Source organism: Promicromonospora sp. NPDC110617 (assembly GCF_055598465.1).
The window spans coordinates 2,450,838-2,467,573 of the sequence record NZ_JBVKBM010000001.1; the positions used below are offsets into that span (position 1 = coordinate 2,450,838).

Annotated in this window: 15 protein-coding genes; 8 read left to right on the plus strand and 7 right to left on the minus strand. The window is 72.8% G+C overall.

Annotated elements, in window-relative coordinates; all coding sequences use genetic code 11:
- The first annotated feature begins 40 nt into the window (after nucleotides 1-40).
- The 3 genes from ACZ7LE_RS10725 (at nucleotide 41) to ACZ7LE_RS10735 (ending at nucleotide 3,240) form a co-directional block, all read left to right on the plus strand.
- Nucleotides 41-715 (plus strand): GDSL-type esterase/lipase family protein, encoded by a 675-nt coding sequence (locus ACZ7LE_RS10725; RefSeq protein WP_470403244.1) that lies wholly within the window; start codon nucleotides 41-43, stop codon nucleotides 713-715.
- A complete protein-coding gene (locus ACZ7LE_RS10730; RefSeq protein ID WP_470403245.1) occupies nucleotides 712-1,413 on the plus strand; it encodes a GntR family transcriptional regulator in 702 nt (233 codons plus the stop codon). Before ACZ7LE_RS10725 ends, ACZ7LE_RS10730 begins: the two co-directional genes overlap by 4 nt.
- A gap of 84 nt (nucleotides 1,414-1,497) precedes the next feature.
- Complete coding sequence (locus ACZ7LE_RS10735) at nucleotides 1,498-3,240, plus strand: PP2C family protein-serine/threonine phosphatase (protein WP_470403246.1); 1,743 nt, start codon at nucleotides 1,498-1,500, stop codon at nucleotides 3,238-3,240.
- Here ACZ7LE_RS10735 and ACZ7LE_RS10740 read toward each other — a convergent pair.
- Genes ACZ7LE_RS10740 through ACZ7LE_RS10770 form a run of 7 tightly spaced genes read right to left on the minus strand, consistent with a single transcriptional unit; the run spans nucleotide 3,222 to nucleotide 10,974 of the window.
- Nucleotides 3,222-4,094, minus strand: coding sequence for an amidohydrolase family protein (locus tag ACZ7LE_RS10740; RefSeq protein ID WP_470403247.1), 873 nt, complete (start codon nucleotides 4,092-4,094; stop codon nucleotides 3,222-3,224). The two genes, ACZ7LE_RS10735 and ACZ7LE_RS10740, sit on opposite strands and share 19 nt — an antisense overlap.
- Nucleotides 4,091-5,089, minus strand: a complete 999-nt coding sequence (locus tag ACZ7LE_RS10745) for an aldo/keto reductase (RefSeq protein ID WP_470403248.1) — start codon at nucleotides 5,087-5,089, stop codon at nucleotides 4,091-4,093. Before ACZ7LE_RS10745 ends, ACZ7LE_RS10740 begins: the two co-directional genes overlap by 4 nt.
- Complete coding sequence (locus tag ACZ7LE_RS10750) at nucleotides 5,059-5,889, minus strand: RraA family protein (RefSeq protein ID WP_470403249.1); 831 nt, start codon at nucleotides 5,887-5,889, stop codon at nucleotides 5,059-5,061. The genes ACZ7LE_RS10745 and ACZ7LE_RS10750 overlap by 31 nt, the downstream gene beginning before the upstream one ends.
- Nucleotides 5,886-7,895, minus strand: coding sequence for a DUF8034 domain-containing protein (locus tag ACZ7LE_RS10755; protein ID WP_470403250.1), 2,010 nt, complete (start codon nucleotides 7,893-7,895; stop codon nucleotides 5,886-5,888). The genes ACZ7LE_RS10750 and ACZ7LE_RS10755 overlap by 4 nt, the downstream gene beginning before the upstream one ends.
- Nucleotides 7,896-7,899: 4 nt before the next feature.
- The gene (locus ACZ7LE_RS10760) at nucleotides 7,900-8,769 is read right to left on the minus strand and encodes a carbohydrate ABC transporter permease (RefSeq protein ID WP_470403251.1); all 870 of its coding nucleotides are present in this window, start codon (nucleotides 8,767-8,769) and stop codon (nucleotides 7,900-7,902) included.
- On the minus strand, nucleotides 8,769-9,695 hold the full coding sequence (locus ACZ7LE_RS10765) for a carbohydrate ABC transporter permease (RefSeq protein WP_470403302.1): 927 nt from the start codon (nucleotides 9,693-9,695) through the stop codon (nucleotides 8,769-8,771). The genes ACZ7LE_RS10760 and ACZ7LE_RS10765 overlap by 1 nt, the downstream gene beginning before the upstream one ends.
- 19 nt (nucleotides 9,696-9,714) lie before the next feature.
- A complete protein-coding gene (locus tag ACZ7LE_RS10770; RefSeq protein ID WP_470403252.1) occupies nucleotides 9,715-10,974 on the minus strand; it encodes an ABC transporter substrate-binding protein in 1,260 nt (419 codons plus the stop codon).
- 161 nt (nucleotides 10,975-11,135) lie between these two features.
- On the opposite strand from ACZ7LE_RS10770, the gene ACZ7LE_RS10775 reads away from it, so the two are divergent.
- The 5 genes from ACZ7LE_RS10775 (at nucleotide 11,136) to glmS (ending at nucleotide 16,061) form a co-directional block, all read left to right on the plus strand.
- Nucleotides 11,136-11,837, plus strand: a complete 702-nt coding sequence (locus ACZ7LE_RS10775) for a helix-turn-helix transcriptional regulator (RefSeq protein ID WP_470403253.1) — start codon at nucleotides 11,136-11,138, stop codon at nucleotides 11,835-11,837.
- Nucleotides 11,838-11,925: 88 nt separating this feature from the next.
- Nucleotides 11,926-12,333: a VOC family protein gene (locus ACZ7LE_RS10780; RefSeq protein WP_470403254.1), complete on the plus strand. Its 408-nt coding sequence runs from the start codon at nucleotides 11,926-11,928 to the stop codon at nucleotides 12,331-12,333.
- A 121-nt stretch (nucleotides 12,334-12,454) separates the two neighbouring features.
- Nucleotides 12,455-13,714, plus strand: a complete 1,260-nt coding sequence (gene tyrS, locus ACZ7LE_RS10785; RefSeq protein WP_470403255.1) for a tyrosine--tRNA ligase — start codon at nucleotides 12,455-12,457, stop codon at nucleotides 13,712-13,714.
- Nucleotides 13,715-13,911: 197 nt separating this feature from the next.
- On the plus strand, nucleotides 13,912-14,175 hold the full coding sequence (locus ACZ7LE_RS10790; RefSeq protein WP_470403256.1) for a hypothetical protein: 264 nt from the start codon (nucleotides 13,912-13,914) through the stop codon (nucleotides 14,173-14,175).
- Nucleotides 14,176-14,237: 62 nt separating this feature from the next.
- Complete coding sequence (glmS, locus tag ACZ7LE_RS10795) at nucleotides 14,238-16,061, plus strand: glutamine--fructose-6-phosphate transaminase (isomerizing) (RefSeq protein WP_470403257.1); 1,824 nt, start codon at nucleotides 14,238-14,240, stop codon at nucleotides 16,059-16,061.
- Nucleotides 16,062-16,736 lie beyond the last annotated feature (675 nt).

Consider the following 16,736-nt stretch of genomic DNA (forward strand, 5'->3'; position numbering starts at 1 on the left):
CGGTACCGTCGGACCCGTTCATCACACGAGGGAGTGGTTCATGACCAGCAGCGGAATCACCGGCGGACAGGCCGCCGAACGACTCGTCTTCGTCGGGGACTCGATCACCGACGCCGGCCGCGACCGTGCGGACGCCGCGTCGCTCGGCGACGGCTACGTCAGCCTCGTCGCGGGCGACCTGCCCGGCGCCCAGGTGCGCAACGTCGGCATCGGCGGCGACCGCGCCGTCGACCTGGAGGCCCGCTGGGACCGCGACGTCGCGGGCACCGCGCCCGACGTGCTCAGCGTGTACGTGGGGGTCAACGACACCTGGCGCCGCTTCGACAACGACGATCCGACGAGCGCCGCGGACTTCGAGGCCACCTACCTGCGGCTGCTGGACCGGGTGCCCGGCAGCCCGCGCCTGGTCCTCGTGGAGCCGTTCCTCCTGCCGGTGCGGCCGGAGCAGCACGACTGGCTCGACGACCTCGCGGGCAAGCAAGAGGTCGTCGCCCGCCTCGCCGCGGCGGCCGGGGCCGCGCTGGTGCCGCTGCACACCCTGCTCACCGCGGCGGCCGCGGAGGGCCCCGGCGGGGTGGAGGGCGCCGTCGCCCTCGCTCCCGACGGCGTGCACCCCACGCCCGCGGGGTCGCGGATCATCGCGGACGCCTGGCTCGCGGCCTACCGCTCCGGTGCACAAACGATTGTCGATAATGCCGCTAGGCTGGGCGGATGACTGATGCGTTGAGCGGGATCTCGGGCCTCGAGCGCGGGCTGCTGTCCGACCAGATCTACGACCTGGTCAAGTCGATGATCAAGTCGTCGCAGCTGGCCCCGGGCGAGCAGCTCGTGGAGTCCCAGCTGGCCCGCCGCCTGCGCGTGAGCCAGGCCCCCGTGCGCGACGCGCTCAAGCAGCTCGCGCACGAGGGCCTGGTGACGCACGTGCGGCACCAGGGCAACTTCGTGACCAAGCACTCCGACGAGGAGGCCCAGCAGGCCAAGCAGGCCCGCGTGGCGCTGGAGGCGCTCGCGGGCCGGCTCGCCTGCGGGCGGCTCACGGCCGAGACCCGGGCGCGGCTCGAGGAGGTCATCGTCGCCATGCACGGCACGGTCGACGCGCAGGACCTGCCCGCCTTCCGCGAGCTCGACTTCGGGTTCCACCGCGCCGTCATCGAGGCCAGCGGCAACACCTACCTGCCGCGCATGTGGGACATCATCGAGCCGAGCCTGCGCTCCATGCACCTGCTGGGCGACCCCGAGTTCACCGGCGACTGGCACCAGGTGGCCGACTGGCACCGCAGCCTCCTCGACGTCCTCGACGGCGGCGACGCCGACGCGGCCTCGGCCCTCTTCGAGGCGCACGCCGCGGGGACCCTGCTCGACGTCGACGGGGCCGTCGCCCCCGACTCAGCCGACAGCAGCGCCGCCGGCTGAGGGAAAGCCAGAACAAAACAGGACAAGCCAGGCTCACCCCCTCCAAAGGCTAGCCAGGCGAGGCATCCTCGCTACGATTCGCATGTGAAATCGGGGTGGTTCGAGGAGGCGACGGCACGCAGCGCCGTCGGCCGCGAGGCCCGGACCGTCGCGTGGGAGGCCACCCCGCTCGGTCCGCCCAGTGCGTGGCCGGAGTCGCTGCGCCACGCCGTGCGGCTGTGCTACTCCACGCGGTTCCCGGTGATGATGGTCTGGGGCCCGGACCTCACGCTGATCTACAACGACGGCTACCGGGACATGCTGGGCACCGACAAGCACCCTGCGGCCCTGGGCGCGCCCGCGAAGGTCGTCTGGGCGGAGATCTGGGACGACATCGGCCCCCTGTTCGACACCGTGCTGACCACGGGGGAGCCGACCCTCAGCCACGACATGTACCTGCTGATGAACCGGTCGGGGTACGCCGAGGAGACCTACTTCACCTTCTCCTACAGCCCGTTGACGGGCGACGACGGCCAGGTCGTGGGCGTGCTCGACATCGCGACCGAGACCACGCGCGAGGTCGTGAACCAGCGGCGGCTGGCCGTGCTCGGCGAGGTGCACGGCGCCCTCCCGGCGACGTTCACCGACCTGCGGACCTTCGCCCTGCCGGTGATCGCCGTGCTGGCTGCCAGCGCGGACGTCGCCCGGGTCGCGGTCTACGCCGCGAGCGGCCCCGACGTGGTCCTGGAGTCCGGCGACGCCGCGGACCAGGGCGAGCTGCGCCTCGTCGTCCGTGCGCTCGCCTCCGGCCGGCGCCAGGTCGTCCCGGGGATGGTGGTCACGCCCGTGCGGTCCGGTCAGGGGAGCGGCGTCATCGCCGCGCTCGTCCTGTGCGGCACCGAGGTGCGGCCCTGGGACGCGGACTACGCCCGCTTCATGGTGGTCCTGTCGACGACGGTCGCCTCCGCGCTGCGCGACGTCGTCCGGCGCCGGGTGCACGACGACGCCCTGCGGCTGCGGGCCGTGCACTCGGAGGAGGAGCGGGCCCGGGCCACCGAGGTGTCCCTGGCGCTGCAGCAGGCCGCGCTGACCGACCCGCCGCGGATCGACGACCTGGAGGTGGTCGTGCACTACCAGCCGGCCGCCGTCGAGCGGGACATCGGGGGCGACTGGTACGACGCGTTCACGCGGCGGGACGGCGCGACCACCGTGGTCATCGGCGACGTGATCGGGCACGACCTCGACGCCGCCGTGGCGATGGGGCAGATCCGTTCCCTGGTGCGTGCCATCGGCTACGACAGCCAGGAGACGCCCGCGCGGGTGCTGGAGCGCGTCGATTCGGCCATCGACGGCCTCGCCCTCGGGAGCTCCGCGACGGCCACCGCGCTCGTGGCGTGCGTCGAGCAGCCGGCTGGGCGGGGCGGTGACGACACGCGCACCGTGCGGTGGTCCAGTGCCGGCCACCTCCCGCCCATCCTGGTCCGGACCGACGGCATGAGCGAGATCCTCCGGGTGCGCAACGACCTGCTGCTCGGCATGGACTCGGGGGCGGTACGCCGGGACCACTCGATCGACCTCCGCCCCGGCGACACCCTGCTGCTGTACACCGACGGACTCGTCGAACGGAGGGACAGCGGCCTGCGCACCCGCCTGGACAAGCTCGCCAAGGTGCTCGAGGGCACCCACGGGGCGGACCTGGGCACCGTCGTCGAGACCGCCCTGACCGGCATGCTGTCCGCCACGGGCGACCTCACCGCCGACTCCGCGGTCGACGACGACGTCGCGATCGTGGCGGTCCGGGCCGGGACGCGGCCCGAGGCTCCCGGACCTCAGACGACGGCGCCGTAGAGGCGCGCCGCGGTCCGGGACCACAGCGCTGTCGTCGCGTCGTCGTCGAGCTCCGGCAGCGCGCGGGCCGTGCGCCGGACGACCTGCGCATACGATGCGACCCGGGCGGACATCGGCCAGTCGCTGCCGAACAGCAGGCGCTCCGCGCCGAGCAGGTCGACGGCGGTGCGGGCGATCAGGGCGACCCGGCCGGCGTCGTCCGGGCCTGCCGTGTGGAGGCCGGAGAGCTTCGCGTGCACCCGCGGTCGCGCGCCGAGCGCCGCGAGCGCGGCGCGCCACGGCTGATCGGGCGCCCCGGTGCCGAGACCCAGGTGGCAGACGACGACGTCGAGCGCCGGGTGCCGGTCGGCGAGCGCCGCGACGGCGGCGAGCTGTTCGGGGCGCACGAGGGTCTCCAGCACGCGCCCGGTCGCGGCCAGCCCGTCGCACAGGGCGTCGAGCCCCGGGACGTCGGACAGGTCGGCCGCGCCGCCGGGGACGGCGAGCCGGAGGCCGGCGACGGGTACGCCGTCGTCGAGCAACGGCTGCGCCATGCCGGCCCAGGCGGCGGGGTCGCCGGGGCGCGCGTCGTACTGGAGCACGACCGGCCCGGGCAGGGGGCCGTGCGCGGCGGCCCGGGCGGCGAGCCAGCGTGCCTCACCCTCGGTGTCCGCGGCCTGGACGGCGACGGCGGCGCGCACCGGTACCGGGGCCGTCGCCGTGGCGCGCGCCAGGTCGTCCGGGCCGACGCGCCGGGGCAGGCCCAGGCGCTCGGCGAACCAGGAGATCCGCATGGCCCCGGTGTCCCAGAGGTGCACGTGGGCGTCGACGAGCCCGTCCGGGACCGCGTCGCCCGAGGAGAGGCCCGCGCTCATGCCGGCGACGGCGCGGACCGCGGGGACCGCGTGGCGTCGAGCGCGGCCCACAGGTCCTCGGGCAGGTCGGCCGCTGCGGCGTCGGCGAAGACGTCGACCTCGGCCGGGGTGCGCGCTCCGACCACGACCGCCTCGACGCCCGCCACGCGCAGCGGGTACCGCGCGGCCACCGCCGCCAGGGGCAGCCCGGCCGCGGCGCACGCGGCCGCCATCCGCATCGCCCCGTCCACCTGCTCCGGCGTCGCGGGGTGGTAGTCGAAGTACGGTGCGGCCACGGGGTCGGCGAGCACCCCGGAGTTGTACACGCCCGCGGCGATCACTCCCACGCCCCGCTCGCGGGCGGCGGGGAGCAGGTCGGCCTCGGCCGTGCGGTCCAGCAGCGTGACCCGCCCCGCGGGCATGACGACGTCGAGCGCGTCCGCGGCCTCGCGCACCAGGCGAGCGACCGGCGCGTTGTGCCCCATGCCGACGCCCACGGCCCGGACCACGTTCTGGTCGCGCAGCTCCAGCAGCGCCGGCAGGGCTCCACGCAGGGCGGCGTCGACGTCGGCCGGGTCGTGCAGGTAGAGCAGGTCCACGCGGTCGGTGCCCAGCCGCGCGAGGCTGCCCTCCAGGGAGCGCAGCACGCCGTCGCGGCTGAGGTCGCCGACCGTGTTGACCCCGGTGCCGCCGGTCGGGACCGGCGCGCCGTCGGCGTCGACGATCGTGCGCCCCACCTTGGTGGCGATCACCACCGTGTCGCGGTCGACCCCTGACAGGGCGGCGCCGAGGCGGAGCTCGCTGACGCCCTCGCCGTAGTGCGGCGCGGTGTCGAAGAACCGCACGCCGCGCTCCAGGGCGCGGCCGACGGTCGCCTCGGCGGCGTCCGCGGCCACGGGCGTGAACAGGTTGCCGATGGGCGCACAGCCCAGGCCGAACGTGGTCGTGACCGCCGCCTCGGGGCCGGGCTCGCGCCCGGCGGCGCTCAGCGGGCGGAGGGCTGCGCGGAACGCCATGCCTCGAACTCCCCTCGGGTGTCGGGGGTCAGCGGGTAGTAGTCGCTCAGCCGGGCGCCCTCGTCGAGCCGGCCGCGGCTGAACACCTCCCACTCCTCGTGGTCCCGCGCCGACTCGATCACCTGGTCGGCCATGGCACGCGGCACGATGACGGGGCCGTCGTCGTCGGCGACGACGAGATCGCCGGGCATGCAGAGCACGCCGCCCACGGCGACGGGCACGTCGAACGCCCAGGGGAACAGCTCCGACTGCGAGGCGTAGTGCGGCGTGACGCCGGTGGACCACACCGGCAGGCCCAGGTCGCGGATCTTCCCGGAGTCGCGGATGCGGCCGTCGACGACCATGCCGGCGCCCCCCTTGCGCTGGAAGTAGCGGGCCAGGATGTCGCCCACGCACCCGGAGAACCGGCTGCCGAACGCCTGGACCACCAGCACGTCGCCGGGCTGCACGGTCTCCAGGACATGCCACAGGGCGGTGTGCCGCTCCACGTACTCCTGCTCGTCGCCGGCGGCGAGATCCTCGCGCTGCGGCATGAACTGCAGCGTCAGGGCGGAGCCGACCACCTGGTACCCCGGCGACAGGGGCCGTGGCCCCTCCACGAACGAGCGGCGGATGCCCAGCCCGTGCAGCTTGGCGCAGGCCGTGGCCGAGGACACCTCGCCGAGCCGGGCCAGCGTGCCGGCGTCGGCCCGCTCGAACGACCCGCCCCGCACGGGGAGCGTGAGGTCCGGGCGGACGAGGCCCGCGGCGGGGTCGGTGGGCAGGCCGTCGGAGCCGGTCTGGGTGAGGGCTTCGGTCATGAGGAGGCTCCTTCTCGGGGCTGGGCGTGGAACTCGGGACGGGCGGGTGCGGCGCCCGCGTGCCGCGGCGCCGTCGTGGCGGGGGCGGTCAGCAGAACCAGGTCCGCGCGGTGGGCGGGCGCCAGCTCGACGAGCACGTCGCCGCCGTCCGCGGGCAGGCGCACCGAGGACGGCGTCCCCGCCCGCCCGGCCGACGCCGTCGACGGCCCCGGGTAGACGCCGCCGGACTCACCGTGGGCGACGACGCCGGTCAGGCGCTGCTCCCCGAACCGGCCCGGCCGCACCCGCACCCGCCGGGTGCGGGTGGGGGACAAGTTGACCAGAGTCAGCTCGACGCGCCCTTCCTGGGGGTCGCCGTCCAGCCGCGTGACCAGGGCCGCGACATCGGGCGGCAGGCCCGGCCGCGACCGGTCGGCGTCCGTGTAGCTCACGGCGGCGAACGGCAGGCCCCCGTTGTAGAGCGTCTGCGGCGTACCCGTGACGAGCTGCCCCAGCACCTCCGTGACCACGGGGTTGGCGCGCTGCCAGAAGTGCAGGTGCACGGTGTCCGGGTCCACGGGCTCGGCGTCCATCACCGCGACCCGGCGGGCGAGCTGCCCGAGCGCCATCGACAGGGCACGCTCCGGGTAGTCGGGCAGCGCACCGTCGAGGAACGTGAGCCACGGACCCTCGTGCCCCGCCTCGACCTTGTCCCGGAAGGGGCGCACCTCCCGGGCACCGGGCGTGCCGTCCAGCACTCGGTCCAGGCGCTCGCGGTCGCGCGGGTCACGGGTCCACCACCACAGCCACGTGGGCAGGTCGAGCTGCAACGGGCCGAAGTCGAACCAGCCCTCGGTGCCGTACCGGTAGGGCACGAGCAGCGCGGGCTCGGCGGCGTGCGGGCCGAGGCGTTCCAGCCAGCTCCCGCGCAGGCTGAACGGCGTCTCGGTGACGGGCGCGGTGATCGCATGCTCCAGCACCGTGTCGAGCATGGTGCGCACCAGGTCCAGCGGGCCGTCGTCCCGCACCCCGGCGCCGCCGGGAGCAGCGCCCGCGACGAACGACGCGTTGATCGCGCCGATCAGGGTGCTCATGCCCACCGAGTGCAGGCCGTGGGGCCAGGTCCAGCCGTAGTGCCCGCCGTACCAGGCGCCGTCGTGCAGCCCGCCGACGACGCCGTCCGGCGCCACGTTGTCCGGCATGAGCCCGCCCGCGGTGGCGGCGCGCCCGCGCCAGCCGTCGACGTACCGAGTGACCCAAGCGGCCGACGCGGCGTCGCCGTCGTACAGCCAGGCGTTGGTCACCAGGGACGTGGCCGCGAGGTTCACCGCCGTGTCGCCGGCCGCGCGCCGCTGCAGCTCGTCGCCCATGAGCTGCGCGTTGGCCGGATCCGCCAGGTCGGACCACCGCGTGATCCCCGGCAGCCCGTGCAGCGGCAGGCCGTAGGCCGCCATGTAGTCGAGCGACGCCGGGTAGGTGAGCCACTCGGTGCCCAGCCCGGGCAGCGGGCCGAGCGCGCCGTTGTGCGGCGCGGTGACGATGTTGCGCGCGGGGTCGTAGTTGCCGCGGGCGGGGTCGGTGTACAGGCCCGCGAACCGCCGGGCACGCTCGGCGAACCGCTCGTCACCCGGGTCCGCGGCGCACAGGCCGTAGAAGAACAGCAGCGACTCGCCCTGGTGGAACCAGTCGTACCCGTTCTCGTACTCGCCGGTGAGCATGCCCGCCTCGGTGAGCTGCGCCGTCACGCCCTCGAAGTGGTGCTTGGCGGCGTCGAGCACGTCGTCGCTGCCGCCCAGGGCGTAGAAGGCCGGCCAGTTGAAGAACGGCTCGTAGAGGTCGTCGACGCCGTCGCGGTGCTCGAACCCGCCCACGTGCAGGAGGCGGCCGTCGGGGCCGCAGTAGCGCGACTCGAACAGGCGCCACGCCTCCTCGGTCGCATCGAACAGGCGGCGTTCGAGCACCGCCCAGGCGGGTATCTCGGACATCGGGGTGGTGGGGATCCGCGGGTGTGCGGTGGGGTCGGTCATCGCCTCAGCCCTTCGTCGCCCCGGCGACCAGGCCGCCGATGATGTGCCGCTGCATGAGCACGAAGAAGAGGATCGCGGGGGTCACCGCGAGCAGCAGCGTGGGGAAGACCGTGGTGTAGTCCGTCGAGAACTCGCCCACGGCCGCGTACACGCCGGTGGTCACCGTGTAGATGCCGGAGCCGGGGCCGAGGATGATCTGCGGGCTCACGAAGTCGTTCCAGACGCTGATCGAGTTGAGCACCACGATCGTGGCCACGACGGGCCGCATGATCGGGAAGATGCAGGCCCAGAACGCCCGGATCTTGCCCGCGCCGTCCAGCGCGGCGGCCTCGTCGATGTCTCGCGGCACGGTGCGCAGGTAGGCGGCGAACAGGAAGATCGTGACCGGCAGCGTGGCCGCCGTCTCGAACAGGATGAAGCCGGGGATCGTGTTGATCAGCCCCAGCACCCGCAGCACGAAGACGACGGGGATCAGCGTCACCTGGCCCGGGATGAACAGCCCGGAGACGAACAGGAGCAGCAGTCCCAGGTGCCACCTCGACCGGCCGCGCGCGATGACGTACGCGACCGGCGCGGCCAGCGCGATGCCGAACACGTTGACCAGCGCGACGAACAGCAGCGTGACGCCGTAGGCGCGCACCACGTTGAACTTCTCGCTCGTCAGCGCCGCCCGGAGGTACTCCAGGCTGAACGTGTCGGGGGTGATCGCCAGGGGCGAGGCGATGATCGCCTCCTGCGGCTTGAAGGCGTTGATCACCATGATGTACAGCGGCACGAGCATGACGAGCGCGCCGGCGCCGAGCAGCGCCCACTTGAGCACGCTGCCCACGCCGGGGGCGCGCAGCCGGCGCCGGGGGGTCGGGTATCTGCGCATCAGTCGGCCACCTTCTGCTCCGCGCCACGTCGGGCGAACGTCACCGCGAGGCCCAGCACGGCCGTGACGAGCAGCAGGATCACGGACTGCGCCGCGCCGAACCCGAGCTCGGACTGCGCGAACGAGTCCCGCAGCACCTGGTAGACGATCGTCTGGGTGGACCCGGCGGGACCGCCGTCGGTCAGGGCCAGCACGATGTCGTAGACCTTGAGCAGCCCCACGAGCGTGAGCACGAGGTTCACGGTGAACACGGGGGCGATCAGCGGCAGCGTCACGTTGCGGAACTGCTGCCACTTCGAGGCGCCGTCCACCGTGGCGGCCTCGTAGTACTCGGTCGGCACGGACTTGATGCCGGCCAGGAACAGGATCATGTTGAAGCCGAAGTGCGACCACACGATCGTCAGGATCACGCTCGCCTTGGCGAACGCCACCTCCGTGAGGAACGGGACCGGCGGCACGCCGAGGTGCCCGAGCAGGCCGTTGACGGCGCCTTCCGGCGCGAGCATGGCCGACCAGAGGAACCCGATGATCAGCGCGCTGATGATGTACGGGTAGAAGAAGATGGTGCGCATCAGCGTGTTCGCCCGGCCGGAGCCCGAGATGAGGGCCGCGATCGTGAGCCCGACGCCGTTGCACAGCACGGTGCCGAAGAACGCGACCACGCCGGTGAAGATCGCGGCGTCCACCGTGCGCGGGTTGCGGAAGGCCTCGGCGTAGTTGTCGAGCCCGATGAACGTGAAGTTCAGGCTGTAGCCGTTCCAGTCGGTCAGGCTCAGCACGAACGCGAGGACCATCGGGACGATGAACATCGCCAGGAACACCAGGACGGCGGGGCCGCCCATGACGATCCCGGGGAGGCGGTGGCGCCACACCCGCGCCGCCGAACGGCGGCGGGGGCGTGGCACGACGGCGAGCGTGTCTGCCATGTGGGTCACCGGTGCTGCCTCAGCCGATGCTGGAGGCGAACCAGTCGTCCATGGCCGACTCGACGTCGGCGGCCGGGGTGCCGCCGATCAGGGCCTGGGTCTGGGCGTTGATCTCGTCCGAGTAGCCGGTGGGCAGCGTGCGCTCGCCGTAGCCCTGGCCGGTCGGGGTGTACGACTCGGCGGGCGTGTCGGCCACGATCTGCTGCAGCTCCTGGCCCAGCGCGTCCATCTCGTACTCGTAGCCGTCGCGGAAGTTGCCGTCCACCTCGAGCTGGTCGGCCACCGCCTGCTGGTCGGTCACGAGGAACTCGACGAGCTTGGCGGCGGCGTCCTGGTCCTCGCTGGACTTGAGGATCGAGTACGGGCTCGCGATGTTCGCGCCCATCGCCGGTGCGTCGACGCCGTCGACGGCGGGGGCCCGGAAGACGCCGATCTCGGCCTTCTTCTCGGCCTTGGCCTCGGTGCCCGCGAACCAGCTGCCCATGGGGTAGATCGCGCTCTTGCCGGACAGGAACGCCTGCTCCGCGTCGGGGTACTTGATGCCCAGCGCGTCCTTGGGCACGTAGCCCTCGGCCACCCACCCGGCGTACGTCTCGACCGTCTGCCCGTACGTCTCGGCGAACGTGGTCTCGCCCGCGCTCATCGCGGCGAACCAGTCCGGGTCCTGCGCCACGATCGTCGGCAGGCCCAGCGCCTGCAGGGAGTGGCTGGTCATCCAGTCGCCGCCCGTCTGGATCGGGGTCCAGCCGGCGTCCTTGAGCTTGCCGAGCGCGGCGGTGAGCTCCTCCACCGTGGCCGGCGCCTGGGTGATGCCCGCCTCCTCGAAGGCGGTCTTGTTGTAGAACCACAGGCTCTGCAGCTGGAAGCCGATGCCGGCCATGTAGTACTTGCCGTCGATCGAGTACTGGTCGGCCAGAGGGCCGCCCGTGGCCCAGTCGTACTGGGAGAGGTCGACCAGCTCGGGGGCCAGGTCGACCGTGGGCGGCATCGACTGCACGACGTCGGGCGCGTCGCCCGCGGTCAGCAGCCGGGGCAGAGCGGCGGCCACGCCCTCGGCCCCCGGGTTCTGCACGACGACGTCGATGCCGGGGTTGGCCTCCTCGAACGGCGCGACGAGCTCGTTCCAGAACTCCTCGGTGAGGTTGGGGGTGACGTTGACGAGCAGACTCAGCTCGGTGGTGCCACCACCGGCGTCGCCGCCGTCGCCGGCACAGCCGGCGAGGGTGAGGGCGGCCGCCGTGAGCGTGCCCACGCTCGCCAGGGTGCGGTGCTTGATCATCGTTGATCCTCTCGGGTTGCCGCAGCGTTCCAGGGGGTGCTGTGCGTGGGCCTGCGGCGTACGGCCTACGACTGTGGAGTGACGTCTCGGGGAGAGTAATCGATAATCGTTGGATTGGGAAGAAGGTGGGTCCGGGCCCCCGTGCCGCATAGGCTCGCGGGGTGAACCGGACCGACCGTCTGTACGCGATCGTGGAGGAGCTGCGGGCCGTCGCCCCGCGTCCGCGGAGCGGGGCGTGGCTGGCGGATCGGTTCGAGGTCAGCCGGCGGACCATCGAGCGCGACATCAGTGCGCTGCAGCAGACCGGCGTGCCTGTCTGGGCCGAGCCGGGCCGCACCGGGGGCTACTGCCTCGACCGCGCCAGGACGCTGCCGCCGGTGAACTTCAGTCCCGACGAGGCGGTCGCCGTCGCCGTCGCGCTGGGCGGGTTGGCCGGCACGCCCTTCGCGGGCGCGGGCTCGACGGCGCTCCGCAAGATCCTCGCGGCCATGCGCGACGACGACGCGATCGCCGCCCACGAGCTCGCCGCCCGCGTCCACCTCCTCGGGGCTCCGCCGCAGGTGCCGCCGGTCCCCGCCGTCCTCACCGACGCGATCTCCGCGCGCCGCGTCCTGCGCCTGCGCTACACCGACAAGTCAGGGACGCCGACCACGCGCGACGTCGAGCCGCTCGGCTTCGTCGGGTCGTCCACGGGCTGGTACCTGCTGGCCTGGTGCCGGCTGCGCGACGGGATCCGTGCCTTCCGCCTCGACCGCGTCGACGTGGTCACGGCCACCAGCGAGCGCGCACCCCGCCGCGTGGTCCGGCCGGAGGACGTCCAGGTGCCCGACGGCGACCTGCGCACCCTGACGCTGCTCGGCTGAAATCACCGACACAGGGGTGTCGCGGAGCGGCAGCACGCTGGTCCTGAGCCGCGGACCGACCGCGGCCAGGACCGGAAGGGCCCCCGCCATGAACCCCACGACCCTCGCCTCCGTGCGCCTGATCACCGACGACGTCGAGCGGCTGACGGCGTTCTACGAACGCGTCACCGGCGTGACCGCGGACCGACCGTCGCCCGAGTTCGCCGAGCTGCGCACGGGCCGCGGCAACCTGGCCGTCGGCAGCACCCGGACCGTCCAGCTCTTCGGCCCGGGCTCCGCGGCCCCTGCGGCCAACCGCACGGCGATCGTGGAGTTCCTCGTCGACGACGTCGACGCCCTGTTCGCCGGCCTCGGCGACACGGTCGAGACCGTGACCCCACCGACCACCCTGCCGTGGGGCAACCGCTCGCTGCTCGTCCGCGACCCCGACGGCACCCTGGTCAACCTGTTCACACCCGTGAGCCCGGAGGCGCGGGCGCGTGCCGGCGTGGAATGAGGGCGAGCCCCGCGCCGCCGTCGGGCAGACTATGACGTGCGGGCCCACGACGAGCCCGGAGCGCGGGCCCGCCCGGGCCGCGCCCCACGAAGCAGTCCCACGACAGCAAGGAGCACCCACGGTGACCGACATCCTCGACGAGCTGCAATGGCGAGGCCTGGTGGCACAGTCCACCGACGAGGCCGCGCTGCGTTCTGCACTGTCGGAGGGCACCGTGGACTATTACGTGGGCTTCGACCCCACGGCCCCGTCGCTGCACATCGGCAACCTCGTCCAGATCCTCACGGCCCGCCGGCTGCAGGACGCCGGCCACCGGCCCTACCTGCTGGTCGGCGGCGCGACGGGCCTCATCGGCGACCCTCGCGACTCCGGCGAGCGCACGCTCAACTCGCCCGAGATCGTGGCGAGCTGGGTGGAGCGCATCCGCGCCCAGATCGAGCCGCACCTGTCCTTCGAGGGCGAGAACGCCGCGCGCATGGTGAACAACCTCGACTGGACCGCCCCGATGTCCGCGATCGAGTTCCTGCGCGACATCGGCAAGCACTTCCGGATGGGCACCATGCTGTCCAAGGACATCGTGGCCCGGCGGCTCGCCTCGGACGAGGGCATCAGCTTCACCGAGTTCAGCTACCAGGTGCTGCAGGGCATGGACTACCGCGAGCTCTACCGGCGGCACGGCATCACCCTGCAGCTCGGCGGCAACGACCAGTGGGGCAACCTGCTGGCCGGCGTCGAGCTGATCCGCAAGGCCGAGGGGGTGAGCGCCCATGCGCTGACGACGCCGCTCATCACCAAGGCGGACGGGACCAAGTTCGGCAAGTCCGAGGGCGGCTCCATCTGGCTCGACCCGGAGATGACGAGCCCCTACGCCTTCTACCAGTTCTGGCTCAACCAGGCCGACGCCGACGTCGTGAACTACCTCAGGGTGTTCACGTTCCGCTCCCGTGAGGAGATCGCCGAGCTCGAGCGCGAGGTGGCCGAGCGGCCGTTCGCGCGCGAGGCCCAGAAGGCGCTCGCGGGCGACGTGACCACGCTGGTCCACGGCGCCGGGGCGACGGAGGCGGTCATCGCGGCGAGCCAGGCGCTGTTCGGCCGCGGCTCGCTCGACGACCTCGACGCCCGGACGCTCGCGGGCGCGGTGGCCGAGCTGCCGCGCGTGACGGCCAAGGCCGGCGACCTGGTCGCCGACCTGCTGGTGGGCTCGGGGCTCGTGGCGTCCAAGGGCGCCGCGCGCCGTGCGATCGCCGAGGGCGGCGCCTACGTGAACAACGTGAAGGTGACGTCGGACGACGCCGCGCTCGCCGGCGAGGACCTGCTCCACGGGCGGTACGCGGTGCTGCGCCGGGGCAAGAAGACCCTGGCGGTCGCCGCCTCGGAGTGACCTCCTGACCGACGGCCCACCCGGCCTCGCCACCGGCCCTGCCGGAGCTCGACGGCGGCCGCCCGCACACCAGCGGGCGGCCGCCGTTCGTCTGCCCGGACACTTTTTCGCCCAACTGCCCTGCCGCGGAGCCAGGTCTTGCCCGATTTCGGGCAAGAAGTTGTCGTTCACCGCTGGGATGGGCGATGCTCGGCGGCATGACGACGTCACCTGATCTCGTCGCCCAGGTGGCGGCGACCACCGGGCTCACGCCCGCCGAGGCGGCGCGCGTCGTGGGCGACGTCGTCGCGTACTTCGCCGAACCGGTGGAGGACGTCGTCCGGCGCCGGCACACCGAGCTCAAGACCCACGGTGCGAAGAATCCCGAGATCTTCGCGCTCATCGCCGCCGAGCTGGAGCAGCGGGTCGTCGCCGCGCCCCGGCTCAGCGAGCGGCAGCTGCGCCGGATGATCTACGGCTGAGCCGGCGCCTCCCGTGGGCCGCACCGCCCGCCCCCTCCGTCCCTTCCTGAAGGAGCACCATCATGTGTGGAATCGTCGGTTATATCGGCGGCCAGAACGCCGCCCCCCTGCTCGTCGAGGCCCTCGGCCGGCTGGAGCACCGGGGGTACGACTCGGCCGGTGTCGCCGTCGTCGGCTCGCAGCTCAAGGTCACCAAGCGCGCCGGCCGGGTTCGCGACCTGGCCGAGGTGCTGCCCCGGCGGATGTCCGGGCGCGTGGGCATCGGCCACACCCGGTGGGCGACCCACGGCCCCGCGACCGACGTGAACGCCCACCCGCACACGGACGCGACCGGCACGGTCGCGGTGGTGCACAACGGCATCATCGACAACGCCGCCGCGCTGCGCGCCCGGCTCACCGGCCAGGGCGTGGAGCTCGCGAGCGACACCGACACGGAGGTGTTCGCCCACCTCGTCGCGCTGTCCGCCGCGGACACGCTGGAGGGCAAGGTCGTCGACGCGCTGGACGCCGTCGAGGGCACCTACGGCCTCGCCGTCGTGCACGCGGACTTCCCGGACCGGGTGGTGGTGGCGCGCAACGGCAGCCCGCTGCTGGTCGGCGTGGGGGAGAAGGAGATGTTCGTGGCCTCGGACCTCGCCGCGCTCGTGCGCCACACCACCACGGTGGCGCACCTGGCCGACGGCGAGCTGGCCACCGTCACGGCGGCGGGCTTCACCACGTTCCGCCGGGACCTGACGCGCACCCAGACCACGGCGCGCGAGGTCGACGTCGACCCCAGCGCCTACGAGCACGGCCAGATCGACGGCCGCCCGCGCATGTACACGGAGATGCTGGAGCAGCCGGCCAGCGTGGAGCGCGCCCTGCGCGGCCGGCTGGACGAACGGTTCGCCACCGCGCACCTGGGTGGGCTCGAGATGGACGCCCGCGCGCTGCGCGCCGTGCGCCGCGTCAAGATCCTCGGCTGTGGCTCGGCGTACTACGTGGGGCAGATGGGCGCGTCGCTGGTCGAGGAGCTGGCCCGCGTCCCCGCCGACGCCGAGGCCGCGAGCGAGTTCCGCTACCGCGACCCCGTCATCGAGCCCGACACCCTCTACGTGGCGGTGAGCCAGTCCGGCGAGACGATCGACACGCTGCTGGCGGTCGAGGAGATCAAGCGCAAGGGCGGCCGCGTGATCGGCCTGGTCAACGTGGTCGGCTCCGCCATCGCCCGGGCTTGCGACGGCGGGATCTACCTGCACGCGGGGCCCGAGATCGCGGTCGCCTCCACCAAGGCGCTCACCACGATGTTCGTGGGCTTCGCCCTCCTGGCCCTCCAGCTCGGCCGGGTGCGCGACCTCTCCGTCGCGGACGGACGGCGGCTCGTGGCCGGGCTGCAGGCCCTGCCGGCCCAGATCGAGCAGGTGCTCGACGGCGAGGAGCGGATCGCGCAGGCGGCCAAGTCGCTGGCCGCGGCCGAGAGCCTGTTCTTCGTGGGCCGGGTGCGGGGATACCCGGTGGCACGGGAAGGCGCGCAGAAGTTCAAGGAGATCAGCTACCGGCACGCCGAGGCGTACCAGATGTCCGAGCTGAAGCACGGCCCGCTGGCGCTCATCTCGCCCGAGGTGCCGACGGTCGCGATCGTGCCGGACGACGAGCTGACCGACCGGAACGTGGCCGCCCTGCACGAGATCGACGCGCGCGGTGGCCCCCTGGTGGTCGTCACGCACCCCGGCGTGGACCTGGGCGAGCTGAAGGCGGAGCGGATCGACGTGCCGCGCAACGAGCGGGAGCTCGACCCGCTGCTCCTGACCGTGCCGCTGCAGCTGCTGGCGTATCACGCGGCGCTCTCCCTGGGGCACGACGTGGACAAGCCGCGGAACCTGGCGAAGTCCGTCACCGTGGAGTGACCGGCGCGCGGGTGCCGATGTCGCCGCCTGACGTCGCCGCCCGATCTCGCTGCTGGTGACGGCGGCGAGATCGGCCCCGCGCACCGCCGCGCAGGTCGCACGCACCCTCGTTTTGCGTGGGCCGCGATCGCTGTGTACTGTTCCGGTTGTTCGCCCGGCAGGGAGGTACGGACAGGAAGCGCTGAGAGCGTGACTGGCCGGTCCCGGGGCGGAAACCACCTCAAGACTTCAGAGGGCTTAGTGCGCTCTAGAACGAGGGTGGGCTTGCCGGACAGGCACCCCGATGCATGGATCCTGAACAGGATGCTTGCGCTGGGGGGCGTGGTAGGGTAAGTTACAGAGGTTGCCTCCGAACGGAGGAGCGAGACCAGCGGTCACGCTCTCCACGGATGGTTCCCTTCCTCTGCAGATCAGCATAGTTTCTGACTTTGTTTGGTCGGCGAAAAATGGGATCAGGATTCCTTCGGGTTCTTGAAGAATTCTCTCCGGTCTTCGGGCCGGGCGGGGATTTGGAAAAGTCCGAAAGGGCCTGGTAAGTTTAAGGAACTGCCCCGGACAGGGAAACGGTCACGAAGATCGCGGCTCTGACGGTGTGCGTCGGTTGTTTGAGAACTCAACAGTGTGCTTGATAGTCAATGCCAATTATTTGACTCTCAGCGTTTCGGGTCGTGCCGC